General features: G+C 34.7%; 16 protein-coding genes, 1 tRNA gene, 1 rRNA gene, 1 other RNA gene and 1 other annotated feature. Of the genes, 14 read left to right on the forward strand and 5 right to left on the reverse strand.

The genetic code is table 11. The annotated features are described in order from the left end of the window. Positions 1 to 581: 581 nt before the first annotated feature. Positions 582 to 1529 carry a YaaC family protein gene (locus JOC75_RS23575; RefSeq protein WP_204956337.1) on the reverse strand — a complete coding sequence of 316 codons (948 nt, stop codon included), beginning with the start codon at positions 1527 to 1529 and terminating at the stop codon, positions 582 to 584. 118 nt (positions 1530 to 1647) lie between these two features. On the opposite strand from JOC75_RS23575, the gene guaB reads away from it, so the two are divergent. The 6 genes from guaB to JOC75_RS23605 all read left to right on the forward strand — a co-directional run bounded on the left by guaB (position 1648) and on the right by JOC75_RS23605 (position 8606). After that, positions 1648 to 3111 carry an IMP dehydrogenase gene (gene guaB / locus JOC75_RS23580; protein WP_204956338.1) on the forward strand — a complete coding sequence of 488 codons (1464 nt, stop codon included), beginning with the start codon at positions 1648 to 1650 and terminating at the stop codon, positions 3109 to 3111. Positions 3112 to 3378: 267 nt separating this feature from the next. Further along, positions 3379 to 4737: a D-alanyl-D-alanine carboxypeptidase family protein gene (locus JOC75_RS23585; RefSeq protein ID WP_275580354.1), complete on the forward strand. Its 1359-nt coding sequence runs from the start codon at positions 3379 to 3381 to the stop codon at positions 4735 to 4737. A 285-nt stretch (positions 4738 to 5022) separates the two neighbouring features. Further along, positions 5023 to 5907, forward strand: a complete 885-nt coding sequence (gene pdxS / locus JOC75_RS23590; protein WP_146950870.1) for a pyridoxal 5'-phosphate synthase lyase subunit PdxS — start codon at positions 5023 to 5025, stop codon at positions 5905 to 5907. A gap of 18 nt (positions 5908 to 5925) precedes the next feature. Then, a complete protein-coding gene (pdxT, locus tag JOC75_RS23595; protein WP_204956339.1) occupies positions 5926 to 6501 on the forward strand; it encodes a pyridoxal 5'-phosphate synthase glutaminase subunit PdxT in 576 nt (191 codons plus the stop codon). Between the two features lie 143 nt (positions 6502 to 6644). Continuing rightward, positions 6645 to 6864 (forward strand) — a binding site (T-box leader). Between the two features lie 230 nt (positions 6865 to 7094). Next, positions 7095 to 8378, forward strand: coding sequence for a serine--tRNA ligase (gene serS, locus JOC75_RS23600; protein WP_204956340.1), 1284 nt, complete (start codon positions 7095 to 7097; stop codon positions 8376 to 8378). A 135-nt stretch (positions 8379 to 8513) separates the two neighbouring features. Continuing rightward, a tRNA-Ser gene (locus tag JOC75_RS23605) sits at positions 8514 to 8606 on the forward strand. Positions 8607 to 9120: 514 nt separating this feature from the next. Here JOC75_RS23605 and JOC75_RS23610 read toward each other — a convergent pair. The 4 genes from JOC75_RS23610 to JOC75_RS23625 all read right to left on the reverse strand — a co-directional run bounded on the left by JOC75_RS23610 (position 9121) and on the right by JOC75_RS23625 (position 12582). Further along, positions 9121 to 9789 (reverse strand): deoxynucleoside kinase, encoded by a 669-nt coding sequence (locus JOC75_RS23610; protein ID WP_204956341.1) that lies wholly within the window; start codon positions 9787 to 9789, stop codon positions 9121 to 9123. Next, on the reverse strand, positions 9767 to 10426 hold the full coding sequence (locus JOC75_RS23615; protein ID WP_338036627.1) for a deoxynucleoside kinase: 660 nt from the start codon (positions 10424 to 10426) through the stop codon (positions 9767 to 9769). Before JOC75_RS23615 ends, JOC75_RS23610 begins: the two co-directional genes overlap by 23 nt. A gap of 264 nt (positions 10427 to 10690) precedes the next feature. Then, a complete protein-coding gene (locus JOC75_RS23620; RefSeq protein ID WP_204956343.1) occupies positions 10691 to 11977 on the reverse strand; it encodes a glycoside hydrolase family 18 protein in 1287 nt (428 codons plus the stop codon). A gap of 56 nt (positions 11978 to 12033) precedes the next feature. Then, positions 12034 to 12582 carry a cysteine hydrolase family protein gene (locus JOC75_RS23625; protein WP_204956344.1) on the reverse strand — a complete coding sequence of 183 codons (549 nt, stop codon included), beginning with the start codon at positions 12580 to 12582 and terminating at the stop codon, positions 12034 to 12036. A gap of 68 nt (positions 12583 to 12650) precedes the next feature. Here JOC75_RS23625 and tadA point away from each other — a divergent pair, with 68 nt between their 5' ends. From tadA to JOC75_RS23665, 8 genes are all read left to right on the forward strand, one after another. Further along, on the forward strand, positions 12651 to 13112 hold the full coding sequence (tadA, locus tag JOC75_RS23630; protein ID WP_204956345.1) for a tRNA adenosine(34) deaminase TadA: 462 nt from the start codon (positions 12651 to 12653) through the stop codon (positions 13110 to 13112). 112 nt (positions 13113 to 13224) lie between these two features. Beyond that, an RNA gene (ffs, locus tag JOC75_RS23635) (signal recognition particle sRNA large type) lies at positions 13225 to 13488 on the forward strand. 220 nt (positions 13489 to 13708) lie between these two features. Then, positions 13709 to 15397 carry a DNA polymerase III subunit gamma/tau gene (dnaX, locus tag JOC75_RS23640; RefSeq protein WP_204956346.1) on the forward strand — a complete coding sequence of 563 codons (1689 nt, stop codon included), beginning with the start codon at positions 13709 to 13711 and terminating at the stop codon, positions 15395 to 15397. Between the two features lie 25 nt (positions 15398 to 15422). Beyond that, entirely contained in the window at positions 15423 to 15746 is a 324-nt protein-coding gene (locus tag JOC75_RS23645) for a YbaB/EbfC family nucleoid-associated protein (protein ID WP_146950883.1), read from the forward strand. Between the two features lie 11 nt (positions 15747 to 15757). Continuing rightward, positions 15758 to 16354 carry a recombination mediator RecR gene (gene recR / locus JOC75_RS23650; RefSeq protein WP_146950878.1) on the forward strand — a complete coding sequence of 199 codons (597 nt, stop codon included), beginning with the start codon at positions 15758 to 15760 and terminating at the stop codon, positions 16352 to 16354. Between the two features lie 13 nt (positions 16355 to 16367). Next, entirely contained in the window at positions 16368 to 16589 is a 222-nt protein-coding gene (locus JOC75_RS23655) for a YaaL family protein (protein ID WP_204956347.1), read from the forward strand. 96 nt (positions 16590 to 16685) lie between these two features. After that, positions 16686 to 16949, forward strand: coding sequence for a pro-sigmaK processing inhibitor BofA family protein (locus tag JOC75_RS23660; RefSeq protein WP_204956348.1), 264 nt, complete (start codon positions 16686 to 16688; stop codon positions 16947 to 16949). 395 nt (positions 16950 to 17344) lie between these two features. Next, a 16S ribosomal RNA gene (locus tag JOC75_RS23665) occupies positions 17345 to 17407 on the forward strand; the annotation flags it as partial.

Genomic DNA, 17407 nt, shown 5'->3' on the forward strand with positions numbered 1-17407 from the left:
TCCATAAGAGAGCAGAATCTCAAGTCAAATGTCCGTCATCAAGGAGATGAAGCTCATAAGAGAACAGAAACCAAAGTCAAATGTCCGTCATCAAGAAGATGAAGCCCATAAGAGAGCAGAAACACAAAGGAATGTACGAATTTGGTACATGAGTATCTGAATGAACACGAAGATTCACCGATTAACAAAACCACTAGTGATAGTAGTAGGAAATAAATAAATGATTGAAGGCCAGTAGTAGTGACACTGGCCTATTATTGTGAAGATAAAAGGATATCATAATCCTGACTATTCGTAGAAAGAAAAAAGGTAACACTCGTATCACAAAGGCGTCAGAAGATACATAAAGGTAAGGTTCAATATTGATTTGCCCAAAATGGTTTAAATAAATAAAATTCAGGTGTTTCTTACTTTATATAACATCACAATCACCCTTAAAAGGCTAAAGAACCTGTGTAATTTTAAAGGTAGCTCCTGAGTTCATTATAAGCCCCCTAGAGCGAAGAGTACCCCGTTAAGATACATCATAATATTTAAAATTATCTTATTAAAAATGAATTCCTTTTAATAATAAAAATAAGTCAAAGCTTACTTTCCAAAAAATTGAAAATTAAATATGGTACCTTTCTTTTTGCTATCTCCATATAACGTAAAATGAAGGGATAATCATCACTTGAAGCACCTAATAGCAATTCATACCACCACTCGGTTTCATATCTTGAGATCATACTTAAGTTATATAGTAACAAATAATGAGTTAGTAACTCTGGGATTTGTGGTAGGTCCTCACGAGATGTTGACAAATAAAATGAGTCATCTTCTAGGTGATATAAAAATGGTAAACAGTTATATTGAAAACCTTTTGTGATATTTATGGATGAAAGAGAGGATGCATTTTCCTTTAAAAGCTTACCAGGATATTTTTCACATAGAAATTCTGTGAGTCTTTCTTGTGACATATGATATGAAAATGCCGTATCTTCATCAATCATGAGATTGTTTTTATCTTTCACAACCTGTTTTGATGTCATTTTAGTTTGATGAAATAAAAAGACATCATTCATTTCTGCTATTTGTTTTAGTAGTGTTTCCATTGAGTATTTTTCAGCATCCAAATGTTTGATTTGGAAAAATACCTCTGCTATATGTGGGAAAAGGCCGTGTCGTTGAATCTTTATTTCATCTTTCAGAAATTGGTATTGTTGTTTTTTTCGTTTTCTACTTGATACACCATGTGCTAATACAGATGATGTTGATGGATAATCTGGATCTTTAATAATTAAACAGGCTTTTAATAGTTGAGAAAAGCCATAAAATAATAAGATAGGTTGGATAGCATGTGGAGCTTGATCAGCTTGAGTAAAAAAATTTTCTCCATGCTTTAAAAAATATATTAGTCGATATGAATTATCGTAAGAAAGTTGGCTTGAATTTTCATAATCGTTGCTAGCATAGTGTTTCTCTAATCTTTTTTGTATTGTTTGTGTTGATTGATAAGAAAGAAAGCGTTCCCAAATTGATATCTGCATAATTGTACACTCCAATTGATATATTCTAAATATTTAAATTCTTCATTCCTTTCTTGACAGTCGTTCCTCATGTTGATAATCTACTAATAATATTTTGCCGAAAAAGGGGGATTTTACTATGTGGGAACAAAAATTTTCTAAAGAAGGTTTAACATTTGATGATGTCTTACTAGTACCAGCTAAATCTGAGGTATTACCAAGGGATGTAAACTTAAGTGTAGAGTTAACACCTAGCTTAAAACTAAATATTCCTATTCTAAGTGCAGGTATGGATACTGTTACTGAATCAGCTCTTGCCATTTCAATTGCAAGACAAGGTGGTATGGGTGTTATCCATAAAAACATGTCTATTGAGCAACAGGCAGAACAAGTGGACAAAGTTAAGCGATCTGAACGAGGAGTTATTACTGATCCGTTCTTCTTAACACCTGAGCATCAGGTTTTTGATGCAGAACACTTAATGGGTAAATACCGAATTTCTGGAGTCCCAGTTGTAAATAATTCCGAAGATCTCAAACTTGTTGGAATCATAACAAATCGTGATATGAGATTTATACAAGATTATTCAATAAAAATTGATGAAGTCATGACTAAAGATAATTTAGTAACGGCAGATGTAGGAACAACTTTAAAAGATGCAGAGAAGGTTTTACAAAAGCATAAAATTGAAAAGTTACCACTTGTTGATAAAGATGGTGTGTTAAAAGGTTTAATTACAATAAAAGATATTGAAAAAGTTATCGAGTTTCCAAACTCAGCTAAAGATGCTCATGGAAGATTAGTTGTTGCAGCAGCAGTCGGTGTAACAGCGGATACTATGATTCGTGTAAAAAAATTAGTTGAAGCAGGTGTTGATGCAGTTGTTGTTGATACTGCACATGGTCACTCTGCAGGTGTGCTAGAAACTGTTAAAACAATTCGTGAAGCATATCCTAACCTAAACATTATTGCAGGTAATGTAGCTACAGCTGATGCTACAAGAGATTTAATTACAGCTGGTGCAAATGTTGTTAAAGTTGGAATTGGTCCAGGATCAATTTGTACAACTCGAGTTGTTGCAGGTGTAGGAGTACCTCAAATTACAGCAGTATACGACTGCGCAACAGAAGCTAGAAAACATGGGGTATCTATTATTGCTGACGGTGGTATTAAGTACTCTGGTGACATGGTGAAGGCTCTAGCAGCAGGTGGGCATGCAGTCATGCTAGGAAGTTTACTTGCAGGAACTTCAGAAAGTCCTGGAGAAACTGAAATCTTCCAAGGTAGACGTTTTAAGGTCTATCGTGGTATGGGTTCAGTAGGAGCAATGGAAAAAGGAAGTAAAGACCGCTACTTCCAAGAAGATAACAAAAAATTTGTTCCAGAAGGCATTGAAGGAAGAACACCTTACAAAGGGCCACTATCTGAAACAATTTATCAGCTTGTTGGAGGTATTCGTTCTGGTATGGGTTATTGTGGAACGAAGGACTTAAAAGAGTTAAGAGAAAATACACAATTTGTTCGAATGACTGGAGCAGGCTTAAGAGAAAGCCATCCACATGATGTACAAATTACAAAAGAATCACCGAATTACTCAATGTAATTTTTTTATAAATAAGTTATTGAAGTTTTTTTAGCTAATTCTTAGTATCTTTCATATCAGCAAGTGTCTTATCAGATATCTACCTGATAAGAAGTTTGTTAGCAACCATTATTAGAAGAATTCTTTAAAAATATGACAGAAGTATAACATTTGACAGAGTCTACTACTCTGTCTATTTTTTTTGCATTTTCTGTGATAAAATCAATCTTGTTGTTTAAAAAAATACAAAAATAATATAGATAATTTTAGAAAGTATGGGGGTAGGACATGGTTAACAACATGAAATTAAAACAGGTTATGATACTTATCTTTGCCTTTACTCTAGTTGTATCAGCTTTTTATCCGAATGGTACAGTAAGTGCAGCAGAGGAGCCTATTTCAGTCAATGCAGGGGCTGCTATTATTATTGAGGAATCTACGGGAGCAATCCTTTATGGTAAAAATGTAGATGAAATGCTACCGATTGCTAGTATGGCTAAAGTTATGACAGAGTATCTTGTTTTAGAAGCAATTGAAAGTGGTAAAATTACTTGGGAGCAAACATATACTCCAAGTGAATATGTATATAAAATTTCACAAAATACAAATCTTTCAAATGTTCCATTAAGACAAGATGGATCTTATAACGTGAAGGAATTATATGAGGCAATGGCGATTTATTCTGCTAATGGAGCTGCAATAGGATTAGCAGAGATTATATCAGGTTCAGAATCAAACTTTGTAAAATTAATGAACGAAAAAGCGAAAGAGCTTGGTTTACAGAATTATGAGTTTGTAAATGCAACTGGATTAGAAAATAAAGATTTAATCGGTATGCATCCTGAAGGAACAGGTGTGGATGGTGAAAGTAAAGTATCAGCACGTGATATGGCTCTGCTTTCTAAAAGATTAATTCAGGATTATCCAGATATCCTAAAAACAGCAAGTGTTTCTAAAGGAGTATTTAGAGAAGGTACTGACGACCAGACGAATATGCCAAACTGGAATTGGATGCTGCCAGGACTATTATTTGAATATGAAGGTGTAGATGGATTAAAAACAGGTTCTACAGATAATGCAGGATCATGTTTTACAGCAACTGCCGTTAGAAATGGTATGCGTGTTATAACTGTTGTTATAGATGCCAAGGATGATAGTGGTACATTGCATACTCCACGGTTTAAAGAAACAAAGAAAATGCTAGATTATGCATTTAATAGCTTTTCAGTAAAAGAAGTATTTCCTGCAAACTATCAGGTTAAAAAGCAATCCGAAATTCCTGTTGTGAAAGGAAAAGAGGATAAAGTATCAATCCATACAAAAGATCCTCTAACATTAGTTGTGAAAAATGGAGAAGATGACTTATATAAATCAACGTTTAAACTAGATGAAAAACAACTTTCAAAAAATGGAGAGCTAACTGCTCCTGTTAAGAAAGATCAAAAAGTTGGGACAATGGTTGTCACTTATGAAGGAAAGAGTGAAGCATTAACATTTGTTGAATATAACAAAACTGCACAAGTTGATGTTGTAACAAAGGAAGCTGTTGAAAAAGCAAATTGGTTTGTTTTATCTATGAGAGGAATCGGAGGATTCTTTAGTGGATTATGGGGAACAGTAACAGATGCGGTTAAAGGATTATTCTAAGAAAAAAGCTCCTATTATTTAGGGGCTTTTTTATACCTTATTTATCACAGTATGTTTATAATAGTCTACATATAAAAAGTTTGATGATTGCTTATAATAAGCTATAATGGGAAAATCATGATAGTCAGAATTGATAGATTAGTGAACAATTTAGAATTGTTTTACTAATAACACTAATTTTGATAGGATTTTACTAGAAGTTAGGATAAAATATAGCGTAGATGAATTTTTTAAAATCTATTACAAATCCTACTATTAGGAAATTACATAAGGGGGACAAACATAATGAGTAATATTGGTACTGATCGTGTAAAACGTGGAATGGCAGAAATGCAAAAGGGCGGCGTAATTATGGACGTTGTCAATGCAGAGCAAGCTAAAATTGCAGAAGAAGCAGGTGCTGTAGCAGTAATGGCACTTGAGCGTGTTCCTGCTGATATTCGTGCTGCAGGTGGTGTAGCAAGAATGGCTGATCCAACAATTGTTGAAGAGGTTATGAACGCAGTTTCAATTCCAGTTATGGCAAAAGCTCGTATTGGTCACATTGTTGAAGCACGTATCCTTGAAGCAATGGGCGTAGATTATATTGATGAAAGTGAAGTATTAACGCCAGCAGATGAAGAATATCACCTTTTAAAAAGTGACTTCACTGTACCATTCGTTTGTGGTTGCCGTGATTTAGGTGAAGCTACTCGTCGAATTGCTGAAGGAGCTTCTATGTTACGTACTAAAGGAGAGCCTGGAACTGGTAATATTGTTGAGGCTGTTCGCCATATGCGTAAAGTAAATGGACAAATTCGTAAAGTTGCAGCAATGAGTGAAGATGAATTAATGACAGAAGCAAAACTTCTAGGTGCACCATTTGAGCTTCTTCTTCAAATTAAAAAAGAAGGAAAATTACCAGTTGTTAACTTTGCTGCAGGTGGTGTAGCAACACCAGCTGATGCAGCATTAATGATGCAATTAGGTGCAGATGGAGTATTTGTAGGTTCTGGTATCTTTAAATCAGAGAACCCAGCTAAATTTGCTCGTTCAATTGTAGAAGCTACTACACATTATCAAGACTATGAACTAATTGCTAAGCTTTCAAAGGGACTTGGTTCTGCTATGCAAGGAGTAGAGATTTCAAGCCTTTTACCAGAGCAAAGAATGCAGGATCGTGGTTGGTAATTAAAAGGAGTTTTTAACATGTTAAAAATAGGTGTTTTAGGTTTACAAGGAGCCGTAAGAGAGCATATACGTTCAATTGAGGCTTGTGGTGCTGAGGGTATTGTTGTGAAAACAATACACCAATTGGATGAGGTTGATGGTCTAATTATCCCTGGTGGAGAAAGTACAACAATGCGTCGTTTAATAGATAAATATCATTTTATGGAACCTTTAAAGGCATTTGCAGATTCTGGTAAGCCAATGTTTGGTACTTGTGCAGGCTTGATCCTACTTGCTAAAAACCTTGTAGGTTATAGTGAATCACACTTGGGCATACTTGATGCAACTGTTGAACGTAATTCCTTCGGTCGTCAAAAAGATAGTTTTGAAGCTGAATTGATGATTACAGGAGTTGGAGAAGACTTTGTAGGAGTCTTTATTCGCGCTCCACATATCGTTGAGGTAGGAGAAGATGTAGAAATCTTATCTAAGCATGATGGAAGAATTGTTGCAGCTCGTCAGGGGAATTTCCTCGGATGCTCTTTCCACCCTGAACTAACAGACGATCACCGAATGACTCAGTTATTCATAAACATGGTAAAAGAATCAAAATAAATGTATAAAATGCTTGAAGCAGTTGTAAACTTATAGTAAATTATGATTACCAAAGGCTGTTTTCGTAGTCAAAAACACTGTTTTTGACAATGAATGAGGATTGTTAGCAACAATCATTTAAAAAGCCTTACCAAATTATATATGAAAATATGTTGATAGGAACTAGTATCAAGAAGTTCTATCTATAGAGAGCCGATGGTTGGTGAAAATCGGTGATAGATGCTTGTGAATCCATCCTTGAATGAAGTGCTGAACTAGCAAGATTAAAGTAGGCATTTCCGGCTATGACCGTTATTCATTAAGTGAAAGATACATAGTGTATTTTTAACTAGGGTGGCAACGCGGGTAACTCTCGTCCCTTTTTGGGACGGGAGTTTTTTGTGTTCCTTTTTAAAAAAGGCTCTTTTCTGAAAGATTGTTGCTAATTGACCTAATTATGCAGTGGAAAACATTGTTCTTATAGCATAATAGGTACTATCCTATGAAGAAAAGATACCACTATGCTTTATATAGTGCTGTTTACTTGGAGTTGTTAAAGCAACAAAGTATATGAAAAACAGCCTTAAAAAATCAGTAAGAAAAGGAGAATGAACATGCTAGATAGTAAATTTTTACGTACAAATTTAGAAGTAGTAAAAGAAAAGTTAGCAAAACGTGGAGAAGATTTAACAGATTTCGGTAAGTTTGAGTCATTGGATAAGAAGAGAAGAGAGCTAATTAATTCAACAGAAGAAAAAAAGAGTAAGCGTAATGAAGTATCAAGCCAAATAGCTCAATTAAAGCGTGAAAAACAAGATGCTGATCATTTAATTCAGGAAATGAAGCAAGTTGGTGATGAAATAAAAGCACTAGATGATGAATTACGTATTGTAGAAACAGAATTGGATTCATTATTGCTTTCAATTCCTAACATTCCTCATGATAGTGTACCAGTTGGCGACACTGAGGATGATAATGTAGAAGTACGTACATGGGGAGAGCTTCCAAAATTTGATTTTGAACCAAAACCTCATTGGGATATCGCAGATGGATTGAAAATATTAGACTTTGAAAGAGCAGCTAAAGTTACTGGAAGTCGCTTCGTTTTTTATCGTGGACTTGGTGCAAGGTTAGAAAGAGCTTTATTCAATTTTATGTTAGATTTACATGTTGATGATCATGGATATACAGAAATTCTACCTCCTTTTATTGTGAATCGTGATAGTATGACAGGAACAGGACAATTACCAAAGTTTGAGGAAGATGCCTTTAAAATTGAAGGTGAAGATTACTTCTTAATTCCAACTGCTGAGGTACCTGTTACAAATCTACATCGTGAGGAAATTTTAAATGTAGAGCAACTACCAATAAGCTACGCTGCATTTAGTGCAAATTTCCGTTCTGAAGCGGGATCTGCTGGTAGAGATACTAGAGGTTTGATTCGTCAGCATCAATTTAATAAGGTTGAACTAGTTCGTTTTGTTAAACCTGAAGATTCTTATGAAGAGCTTGAAAAACTTACAGGACATGCTGAAAAAGTATTACAATTGTTAGGTTTACCTTATCGAGTTCTAAGCATGTGTACAGCTGATTTAGGATTTACTGCAGCTAAAAAATATGATTTAGAAGTTTGGATACCGAGCTATGAAACATACCGTGAAATATCTTCTTGTAGTAACTTTGAGGCATTTCAAGCACGTCGAGCAAATATCCGCTTCAGAAGAGATCCTAAAGCAAAGGTTGAGCATGTTCATACATTAAATGGCTCTGGACTTGCAATTGGTCGTACTGTTGCAGCAATTCTCGAGAATTATCAGCAGGAAGATGGATCTGTTATCATTCCTGAAGTATTACGTCCATACATGGGGAATAAAGAAAGAATTAGTATAGAAGATTAAAATTATGGAAAGATATTATAAAGGGTAGGTAGAGGAAATATATTCCCTCTACTTACTTTTAATAATATTTTTAAAAAGTTTTTGAAATGTGTTGACATATATTTTTGTTTATGATAAATTAGATCTTGTCGATGCGGAGGAATACCCAAGTCCGGCTGAAGGGATCGGTCTTGAAAACCGACAGGGGTGTCAAAACCCGCAGGGGTTCGAATCCCCTTTCCTCCTCCATAACTTAAAATTTAAATCCCATGTCCAGCGCATAAGATATGGGAGATTGATAAAAATCGTTACTATATGTAACGATTTTTTTTTATTATCTGTGTCTACTTTATATAAAAAACAAAAGAGGCTGGGACATAAGTAAAGAAATCATACAAAAAGACGAATAAATCTAAATTCAGTTAAGCTGAAAGAAACAAGTTCGTTCCATTGCGCTGCAGACACTCGCTTTCCACGGGGAGGAAGCTGAGCCTCCTCAGCTACGCCTGCGGGGTCTCAGCCTTTCCTCTATTCCCGTAGGTGCCCTAGTGTCTTCCGCTCCATTCCACTAGTTCTTAAAAATAGTATGCAAAATCAAAAAATCTATTGAAGACGGCAAATAAAAACCCGAACTATTAGGCGAATGATTAATTGAAATATCACCTAATAATTCGGGTTTTTCATTAACTTAATTAATTATGTCCCAGCCTCTTTGGAGTTCTGTTGGGATTTTAATCACTAGAAATAGAAGTCTAAATTAATGTTATTTCTTCAGAAATTTTGTTTGTTCAATAAATTGACCAACTCTTGCAATGATAGGTTCAATTGTTTGTTCATTTGTCATAATATCATAGTCATTAATATTGATGCGTAGAACTGGGCAAGCATTAAAGTTATTAATCCAATTTTCATAGCGTTCATGCATTTCTTTCCAATAATCAATAGGTGTCTGCTGTTCCATAGGTCGTCCACGTAGCTTAATTCTAGATAATATATCATCTAAACTTCCTTCAAGGTAAATAAGTAAATCAGGATGTGGAAAGTATGGAGTCATAACCATTGCGTCAAAAAGGTTTTTATATGTTTCATAATCAACCTCAGACATTGTACCTTTTTCATAATGCATCTTGGCAAATATTCCGGTATCCTCATATATAGAGCGATCCTGGACAAAGCCTCCACCATATTCATAAATCTTCTTTTGTTCCTTAAAGCGCTCAGCAAGGAAATAGATTTGTAAATGAAAACTCCAGCGTTCAAAATCAGCATAAAATTTATCTAAATAAGGATTTGAATCGACTTTTTCAAAGGAAGTTTTAAAATCTAATTCTCTAGCTAGTGTCTTTGTCATTGTAGATTTCCCTACACCAACAGTACCAGCAATTGTAATGACAGCATTGTGGGGAATATTATACTTTTCGCGTAAATTCATGTGTACTAGCTCCTTTTTGCAAAAACTGATCTAAAGTATTGAAAATATAAGTTAAATCCTCTTTGTTTTGTACAAAATCTAATGTATCTCCATCAAATCGAATAACTGGTATGGAGGGATCAGCTTTTTCTAAATGTGACATAGCCATTTCATAATCTTCAGAAAGCTGCTGAAGATAGCTAGGATCAATATTTCGTTCTATTTCTCGACCACGCTTGGCAATTCGAGAAAGTAATGTATCTAGACTGGCATTTAAGTAAATAATAAGATTAGGCTTAGGCATATCCTGTGTTAAAATATCATAGATTTTCAAATATTTATCATATTGTTCATTTTTTAATGTTCGTTTTGCAAAGATAAGGTTTTTATAAATGTGATAATCAGCAACAACAGGCTTTGATTGTTGTAAATATTTCAAATCAATATCCTCTAATTGTTTGTATCTATTGCAAAGAAAGAACATTTCTGTTTGAAAGCTCCACTCTTCAATATTCGTATAAAATTTCCCTAAAAATGGATTTTCATCAACAATTTCCTTTAGTAAATGAAATTGATAATAATCAGCAATTGCTTTTGATAATGAAGTTTTACCGATTCCAATCGGTCCCTCAACAGTTATAAAGGGTATATTCATAATGGGTCCTCCTTTAAAGCGAAACACCAGATACTAAAAATCGACAAATTTCATTTTACCATAGCAATCAGTGTTTTGAGTAAATAAATAATGTTTGTTATTATTTCCAAGAGATTTTTTATGGTTTTTCTGGGGACTTGTTCAATGATTTATTAATTAGTCGGTTATTTTATAAGGGGCATTATAAGTGGGATAAAAAAATGAGGTTGACTTAGGGTGAACACAATTGTATAAAAAGTGAACATCCTTAAGCAACCTCGGGTAAGGTTATTTCTTTTCAATTGTAAAATTATCAGAAAGTAGGAGCCAATTTTGTGGAAATGATAAACCTAATTTCCAATAGCTTATTCCTCTCAAGTCTAATTCTTTGATTAAATCAAATTTCGCTTGAATTGATCTTGCATCCTCAAACCAAACCTTATGTTCTTTCCCATTTTCATCAACATAATCAAAGTTAGGTGCTTGTGCCTTTTGGTCATATTTAATTGGTACATTATTATTACTTGCTAAAAGGATCGCTTGCTGTGGACTAACAGCTTTTGCAAATTGCCCACCTTGAACGAATGGTAATGTCCAGTCATATCCATATAGGTTTTGCCCCATCATAATTTTTCGACTAGGCATTTCTGAAATTGCATATTCTAAAACTTCTCGAACTGGACCGATCGGAGAAACAGCAAGTGGTGGACCTGCGCTATATCCCCATTCGTATGTCATAATAACAACAAAATCAACAATTTCTCCGTGTGCTTTATAATCATGTGCTTCATACCAGCGACCTTTTTGTTCAGCACTTGTTTTAGGTGCTAGAGCAGTAGAAAGTAGCCATCCCTCTTGGCTAAATCTTGCTTTTGCCTTACGTAGAAATTGATTATAAGCTTCACGGTCTTGTGGACGTAAATACTCCATATCAAAGTGAATATCTCTAAATCCATATTTCTTGGCTGCTTTCACAATATTATCTAATAACTTATTTTGAATATCCATATTTGTTAAAACAATTCGACCAAGTTCATCACTGAACTGATCATTTTCTAAGTTTGTAATAGCCATCATAAGAGTAACATTATTTTGTTGTGCTATTTCTGGGAAATTATTTAATAATGGTTCCTTTAGTGTGCCATCACGCTGTATTTGAAAGCTAAATGGTCCTAAGTATGTTAGATATGGTGCAGCATCACGAGCTGCTTGTTCTAGATTAGCTGCTACACTTGTTCCTCGAGGTTCGATATATGCATTTGACTCTACAGTTCTCTTAGGTTGATCAGGAATGTATAATCTTAGTCCAATAGTAAGTGGCTGATTTGCCGGTATATTATTGATTCTTGCTAGTTCTTCAGAAGAAATGCCTAATTTCTGACCGATGCTATATAAACTATCACCAGGCTGAACAAAGTAAAACCTACCTTGTATAGGGATCACTATGGCTTGCCCGACAACTAAATCACTAGCATTAGGTATTTCATTTGTTCGAACAATTTCCTCAACAGAAGTACTGTAAGCCTGTGCAATGCTAAACAAACTTTGTCCTTGCTGGACGATATGTATTTGCATGTTGTCCTCCTCAGTATCCTTTTTGTACATCATATGAAAAGAATACCGAGAGCATGTTAGTTAATTTTTATATTTGATGATTTAGAGATAGAGGCCTTTAATGTATTTTCCATCATTTTTAATGCGAAGTTATTATCTTCAATAGTGTTAGAGGCAATACAGTCTGGTGGAATCGTTAAATTATATTCTCTCATATAAGCATCATTTGCTGTAAATAAGACACAGATATTACCTGCAATACCTGTAATGATAAGGTCTTTTATATGTAAACTATATAAAAGTGTATTTAAAGCTGTACCATAAAAGGCTGAATGTTTGGGTTTGATGAGGAAAAAATCATCATCCTCAGGAAATAGTTTATGAATGATTTTTTCACTTAATTGGTTTTTACATTTTTCTGCTATTTTTGAGAAGTCTGCCTGCCAAAGCTGATAATGATCATTAATATAAATGATAGGACAACCTCTGCTTTTCGCGCGCTTTTTTAAGGAAGAAATATTATGTGAGATATCTTCGGCTTGTTTTGCTAAAATAGGACCATAATTAAATTGAAAATCATTAATCATATCAATGATTAATACAGCTTGATTAGAATTGTTTTTCATTTTGTATTCCTCCTCACTTACATGTAGGGTGTTACAAAAATGGGATTTATATAAGGGGATTTTGATAAATGAATGATCAATATTATATGAAGATGGCTATTGAAGAAGCGAAGAAGGCTAAAGAATTAGGTGAAGTTCCTATTGGTGCTGTGATTGTCTTAAATGATCAAGTGATTTCAACAGCCTTTAACTTACGTGAGAAAGAGCAACGGTCAATTGCTCATGCAGAAATTCTTGCAATTGATAAGGCCTGCCAAGAATTAGAAACCTGGAGATTAGAAAATGCCACATTATATGTGACATTAGAGCCATGTCCCATGTGTGCAGGAGCTATTGTTTTATCAAGAATTAAACGAGTTGTATACGGTGCTGCTGATCCTAAAGGGGGTTGTGCTGGAACATTAATGAATTTATTGCAGGATGAGCGTTTTAATCACCAAGTAGATGTTTTGAGTGGTATAGAGGCAGAACATTGTGGTAAGATGTTAAGTGACTTCTTTAAAGAGCTAAGAACTCGTAAAAAGAAATGAAATCATTATTTAGCAAAAACTTACATACCTTAGACGTTGCATTTTAGCTTATAAGGTTATATACTAATACTTGCGTCGTATTAACGGTGCATTAAATATGGTATCAATTTTGCCGTGCTAAGCGGGGAGGTAGCGGTGCCCTGTACTCGCAATCCGCTCTAGCGAGGCCGAATCCCTTCTAGAGGTTAGCACACTGTAGGGCTGCCTTAAGTAAGTGGTGTTGACGCTTGGGTCCTGCGCAATGGGAATCCATGAACCATGTCAGGTCCGGAAGGAAGCAGCATTAAGTGGAAGCTCTCATGTGCCGCAGGGTTGCCTGAGCCGAGCTAACTGCTTAAGTAACGCCTATGGTGGCTAATCGACAGAAGGTGCACGGCAGTTAATTTAAAATAGAAACTCACTCTTTACGGAGTGAGTTTTTTGTTTATGTTATTTTGTCATAGGTTGTTCACTACTAACTATCAATCATGTAAAACAATACAGTAATGATCAAGCTATTTTTAAGTATAATGAAGTCTATAATTGAAGAATCTCACTTTGTAAAATGGTTAATGGTTGTTATAATAAAATAGAAGAAAATGAAGGGAGACGTTTTTGTGGGTTATCAAGCATTATACCGTGTGTTTCGACCTCAAGTTTTCCACGATGTGGTTGGACAAGAACATATCACTAAAACGTTGCAAAATGCCCTATTACAAAATAAATTTTCCCATGCGTATCTTTTTTCAGGTCCAAGAGGAACTGGGAAAACAAGTGCTGCCAAAATTTTTGCTAAAGCTGTTAACTGTGAGAAGTCTCCAGTAGCAGAGCCGTGTAATGAATGTGCAGCTTGTAAAGGGATCACAAATGGTTCAATATCAGATGTTATAGAAATTGATGCTGCATCTAACAATGGTGTTGATGAGATTAGGGATATTCGTGACAAAGTAAAGTATGCTCCATCATCTGTAGAATACAAGGTATATATAGTCGATGAAGTTCATATGCTATCGATTGGTGCATTCAATGCTTTACTAAAAACACTTGAAGAGCCACCACGTCATGTTATTTTTATTTTGGCAACAACAGAACCACATAAAATTCCACTAACGATTATATCTCGTTGTCAACGCTTTGATTTCCGAAGAATAACTGCATCAGCAATTGTAGGAAGAATGAAGGAAATTGTACATAACCAGGAAATTGTTGTTGATGAATCTGCTCTAGATGTGATTGCTCGTGCTGCAGATGGTGGTATGCGCGATGCATTAAGCCTACTAGATCAAGCGATATCATATAGTGATGAAAAAGTAACATTGGATGAAGCGTTACTTATTACTGGATCTGTATCACAAAACTTTATCGGTAAGATAGCAGAAGCCATTAATCAAAAGGATGTATCAACTGCTCTACAGTCTCTTGATCAACTAATGTATCAGGGGAAAGATCCTAGCAGGTTTATAGAAGATTTTATTTATTATTATCGAGATATGCTTTTGTATCAAACTGCACCAACATTAGAGGATGTTCTAGAACGTGTATCAGTAGATGAACAGTTTATTGAACTTTCAAAAGAAATACCTTCTAGTGCTATATATGACACAATCGAAACTTTAAGTAAAAGTCAGCAAGAGATGAAATGGACAAACCACCCAAGAATTTTCTTAGAGGTGGCTATTGTGAAATTATGTCAGCAATCAAATGGAGCAACACAATATGATCAAGAAGGTTATCAATCCTTGCTTGAAAAAATCACGAATCTACAATCTGAATTAAATACAATAAAGCAGCAAGGGTTAGCAGCACCACAGCAAAGAAGTGCAGGTGCTGAACCAAAGCAAAGGTCAATGAAAAGTGGATACAAAACTCCTGAAGGTCGAATTCAGGAAATATTAAAGGTAGCGACTAGGCAAGACTTAGAAGTAATAAAAAGTCGTTGGGGAGAACTTTTAGAGCTTCTTAAAAGGCAAAATAAAGTATCACATGCAGCATTGCTAAATGACAGTGAACCAGTAGCTGCATCAGAAACTGCATTTATTTTAAAATTCAAGTTTGAGATTCATTGTAAGATGGTTGCTGAAAATAATAACAATGTTAGAACAAATCTTGAAATGATTTTACAAGAAATCACCGGAAAAACTTTGGAAATGGTTGGCGTTCCGGAACCTGATTGGGTTAAAATAAGGAAGGAATTCCTACAGGATCATAAAGATGATGATAATAATCAGCAAAGTGGTGAAGAAGATCCCCTTATTGCTGAAGCAATGAAATTAGTAGGAAATGAGCTAATTGAAATAAAAGACTAATAACTATATGGAGGAATGTAAGATGATGCGAGGCGGCGGCGGTAATATGCAAAAAATGATGAAACAAATGCAAAAAATGCAAAAGGATATGGCGAAAGCTCAAGAAGAATTAGTTGAAAAAACAGTTGAAGGCTCAGCTGGTGGTGGAATGGTATCAGTTGTTGTTAATGGTCAAAAAGAATTAATCGAAGTTAATATTAAAGAAGAAGTTGTAGATCCAGAAGATATCGAAATGCTACAGGATCTTGTTTTAGCAGCAACGAATGATGCGTTGAAAAAGATGGATGATTTAACAAATGAAACAATGGGACAATTCACAAAAGGAATGAATTTACCAGGAATGTTCTAGGGGGATTAATCATGCATTATCCTGAACCAATATCAAAGCTAATTGATAGCTTTATGAAATTGCCAGGAATCGGACCGAAAACGGCCGTTCGTCTGGCTTTTTTTGTACTAAATATGAAAGAAGATGTTGTATTAGATTTCGCAAAGGCACTAGTAAACGCAAAGCGTAATCTCACTTACTGCTCTGTTTGCGGTCATATTACAGATCAAGATCCATGCTATATCTGTGAAGATCAACGACGTGACAAAAGCTTAGTTTGCGTTGTACAAGATCCAAAGGATGTAATAGCAATGGAAAAAATGAAAGAATATAACGGCCTTTATCATGTTCTCCATGGATCTATTTCTCCTATGGAAGGAATAGGACCGGAAGATATTAAGATTCCAGAGCTTTTAAAGAGATTACAAGATGATGTAATCCAAGAAGTAATATTAGCCACTAATCCTAATATCGAAGGTGAAGCAACTGCAATGTATATCTCAAGATTGCTAAAGCCATCTGGTATAAAGCTAACAAGAATTGCACACGGTTTACCTGTTGGTGGGGACTTAGAATATGCTGATGAGGTTACTTTATCTAGAGCACTAGAAGGAAGAAGAGAACTATAAAGGGGGATAATTCATGTTATTTCGCCGAAAAGGGTGGTTAAGAAGTCAATATGATCAACAGCTAATTCAGAATTTACTCATGATGAAAAAAGAGTGGAATCGCCAAAAGCAATTAGTTGATAAAAGTGTTGAACCATCACCTCAAGTTCTCTATGAACTCAAAGTGGCCGAAGCAAAATACTTCTTTCTGTTAAAAGAAGCTAAGGTAAGGAAAATTAAGATTGGGAAAATGTAAAATAAATGTTCTGATGCTTTGCTAGGAAGCTTGTTCTATTTTTCTACTCACTTCATATGTTTAATTATAAGCATAGTATGAAAGTGAGTGATACGGATGGATCCCGTCATTGTATTTTCTGTTCTAGGTGGATTGATTCTCGTTTTATTATTTGTAGGAGCACCAATACGCCCTTTAAGATGGATAGGTCAATTATTTATTAAAGTTATTGTTGGTGCATTATTATTGTTTTTTGTAAATGTTTTTGGTACAAGCATTGATTTACATATACCAATTAACCTAATTACTTCTACTATTTCAGGAATTTTAGGTATTCCAGGATTAGCTGCATTAGTTGTTATAAAAACAATGATTATATAAAGAAGAGACAAATGGTGTTCCGTTTGTCTTTTCTTTTTGTATTAATTTGAGTAATGTAGTCTAAGAACAATAGACAAGATTATTGGATATATATAAATAACTATTCTAAGTTTAATACAGTACTAATTGTTGACACATAATTCTATAGATGATATATTTTAAAACGTCTCTTGCAGAGATATGAAAAAGATCACTCACTAAAATCATTATTTTTTAAAAAAGTATTGACTTTTAATTTGTTAACATGTTAGTATATTAAAGTCGCTTCTGATTAAGAGTGATGAAAAGTTCTTTGAAAACTAAACAAAACCAAGCGTGCCAACGTTAATTTCGATTAACAAAAACGTACTATATAGTACAAAAACGAAACAACTATGAGCAAGTCAAACACTACTTTATTGGAGAGTTTGATCCTGGCTCAGGACGAACGCTGGCGGCGTGCCTAATACATGCAAGTC

The sequence above is a fragment of the Metabacillus crassostreae genome, from assembly GCF_016908395.1.
In the GTDB taxonomy this organism is placed as follows: domain Bacteria; phylum Bacillota; class Bacilli; order Bacillales; family Bacillaceae; genus Metabacillus; species Metabacillus crassostreae.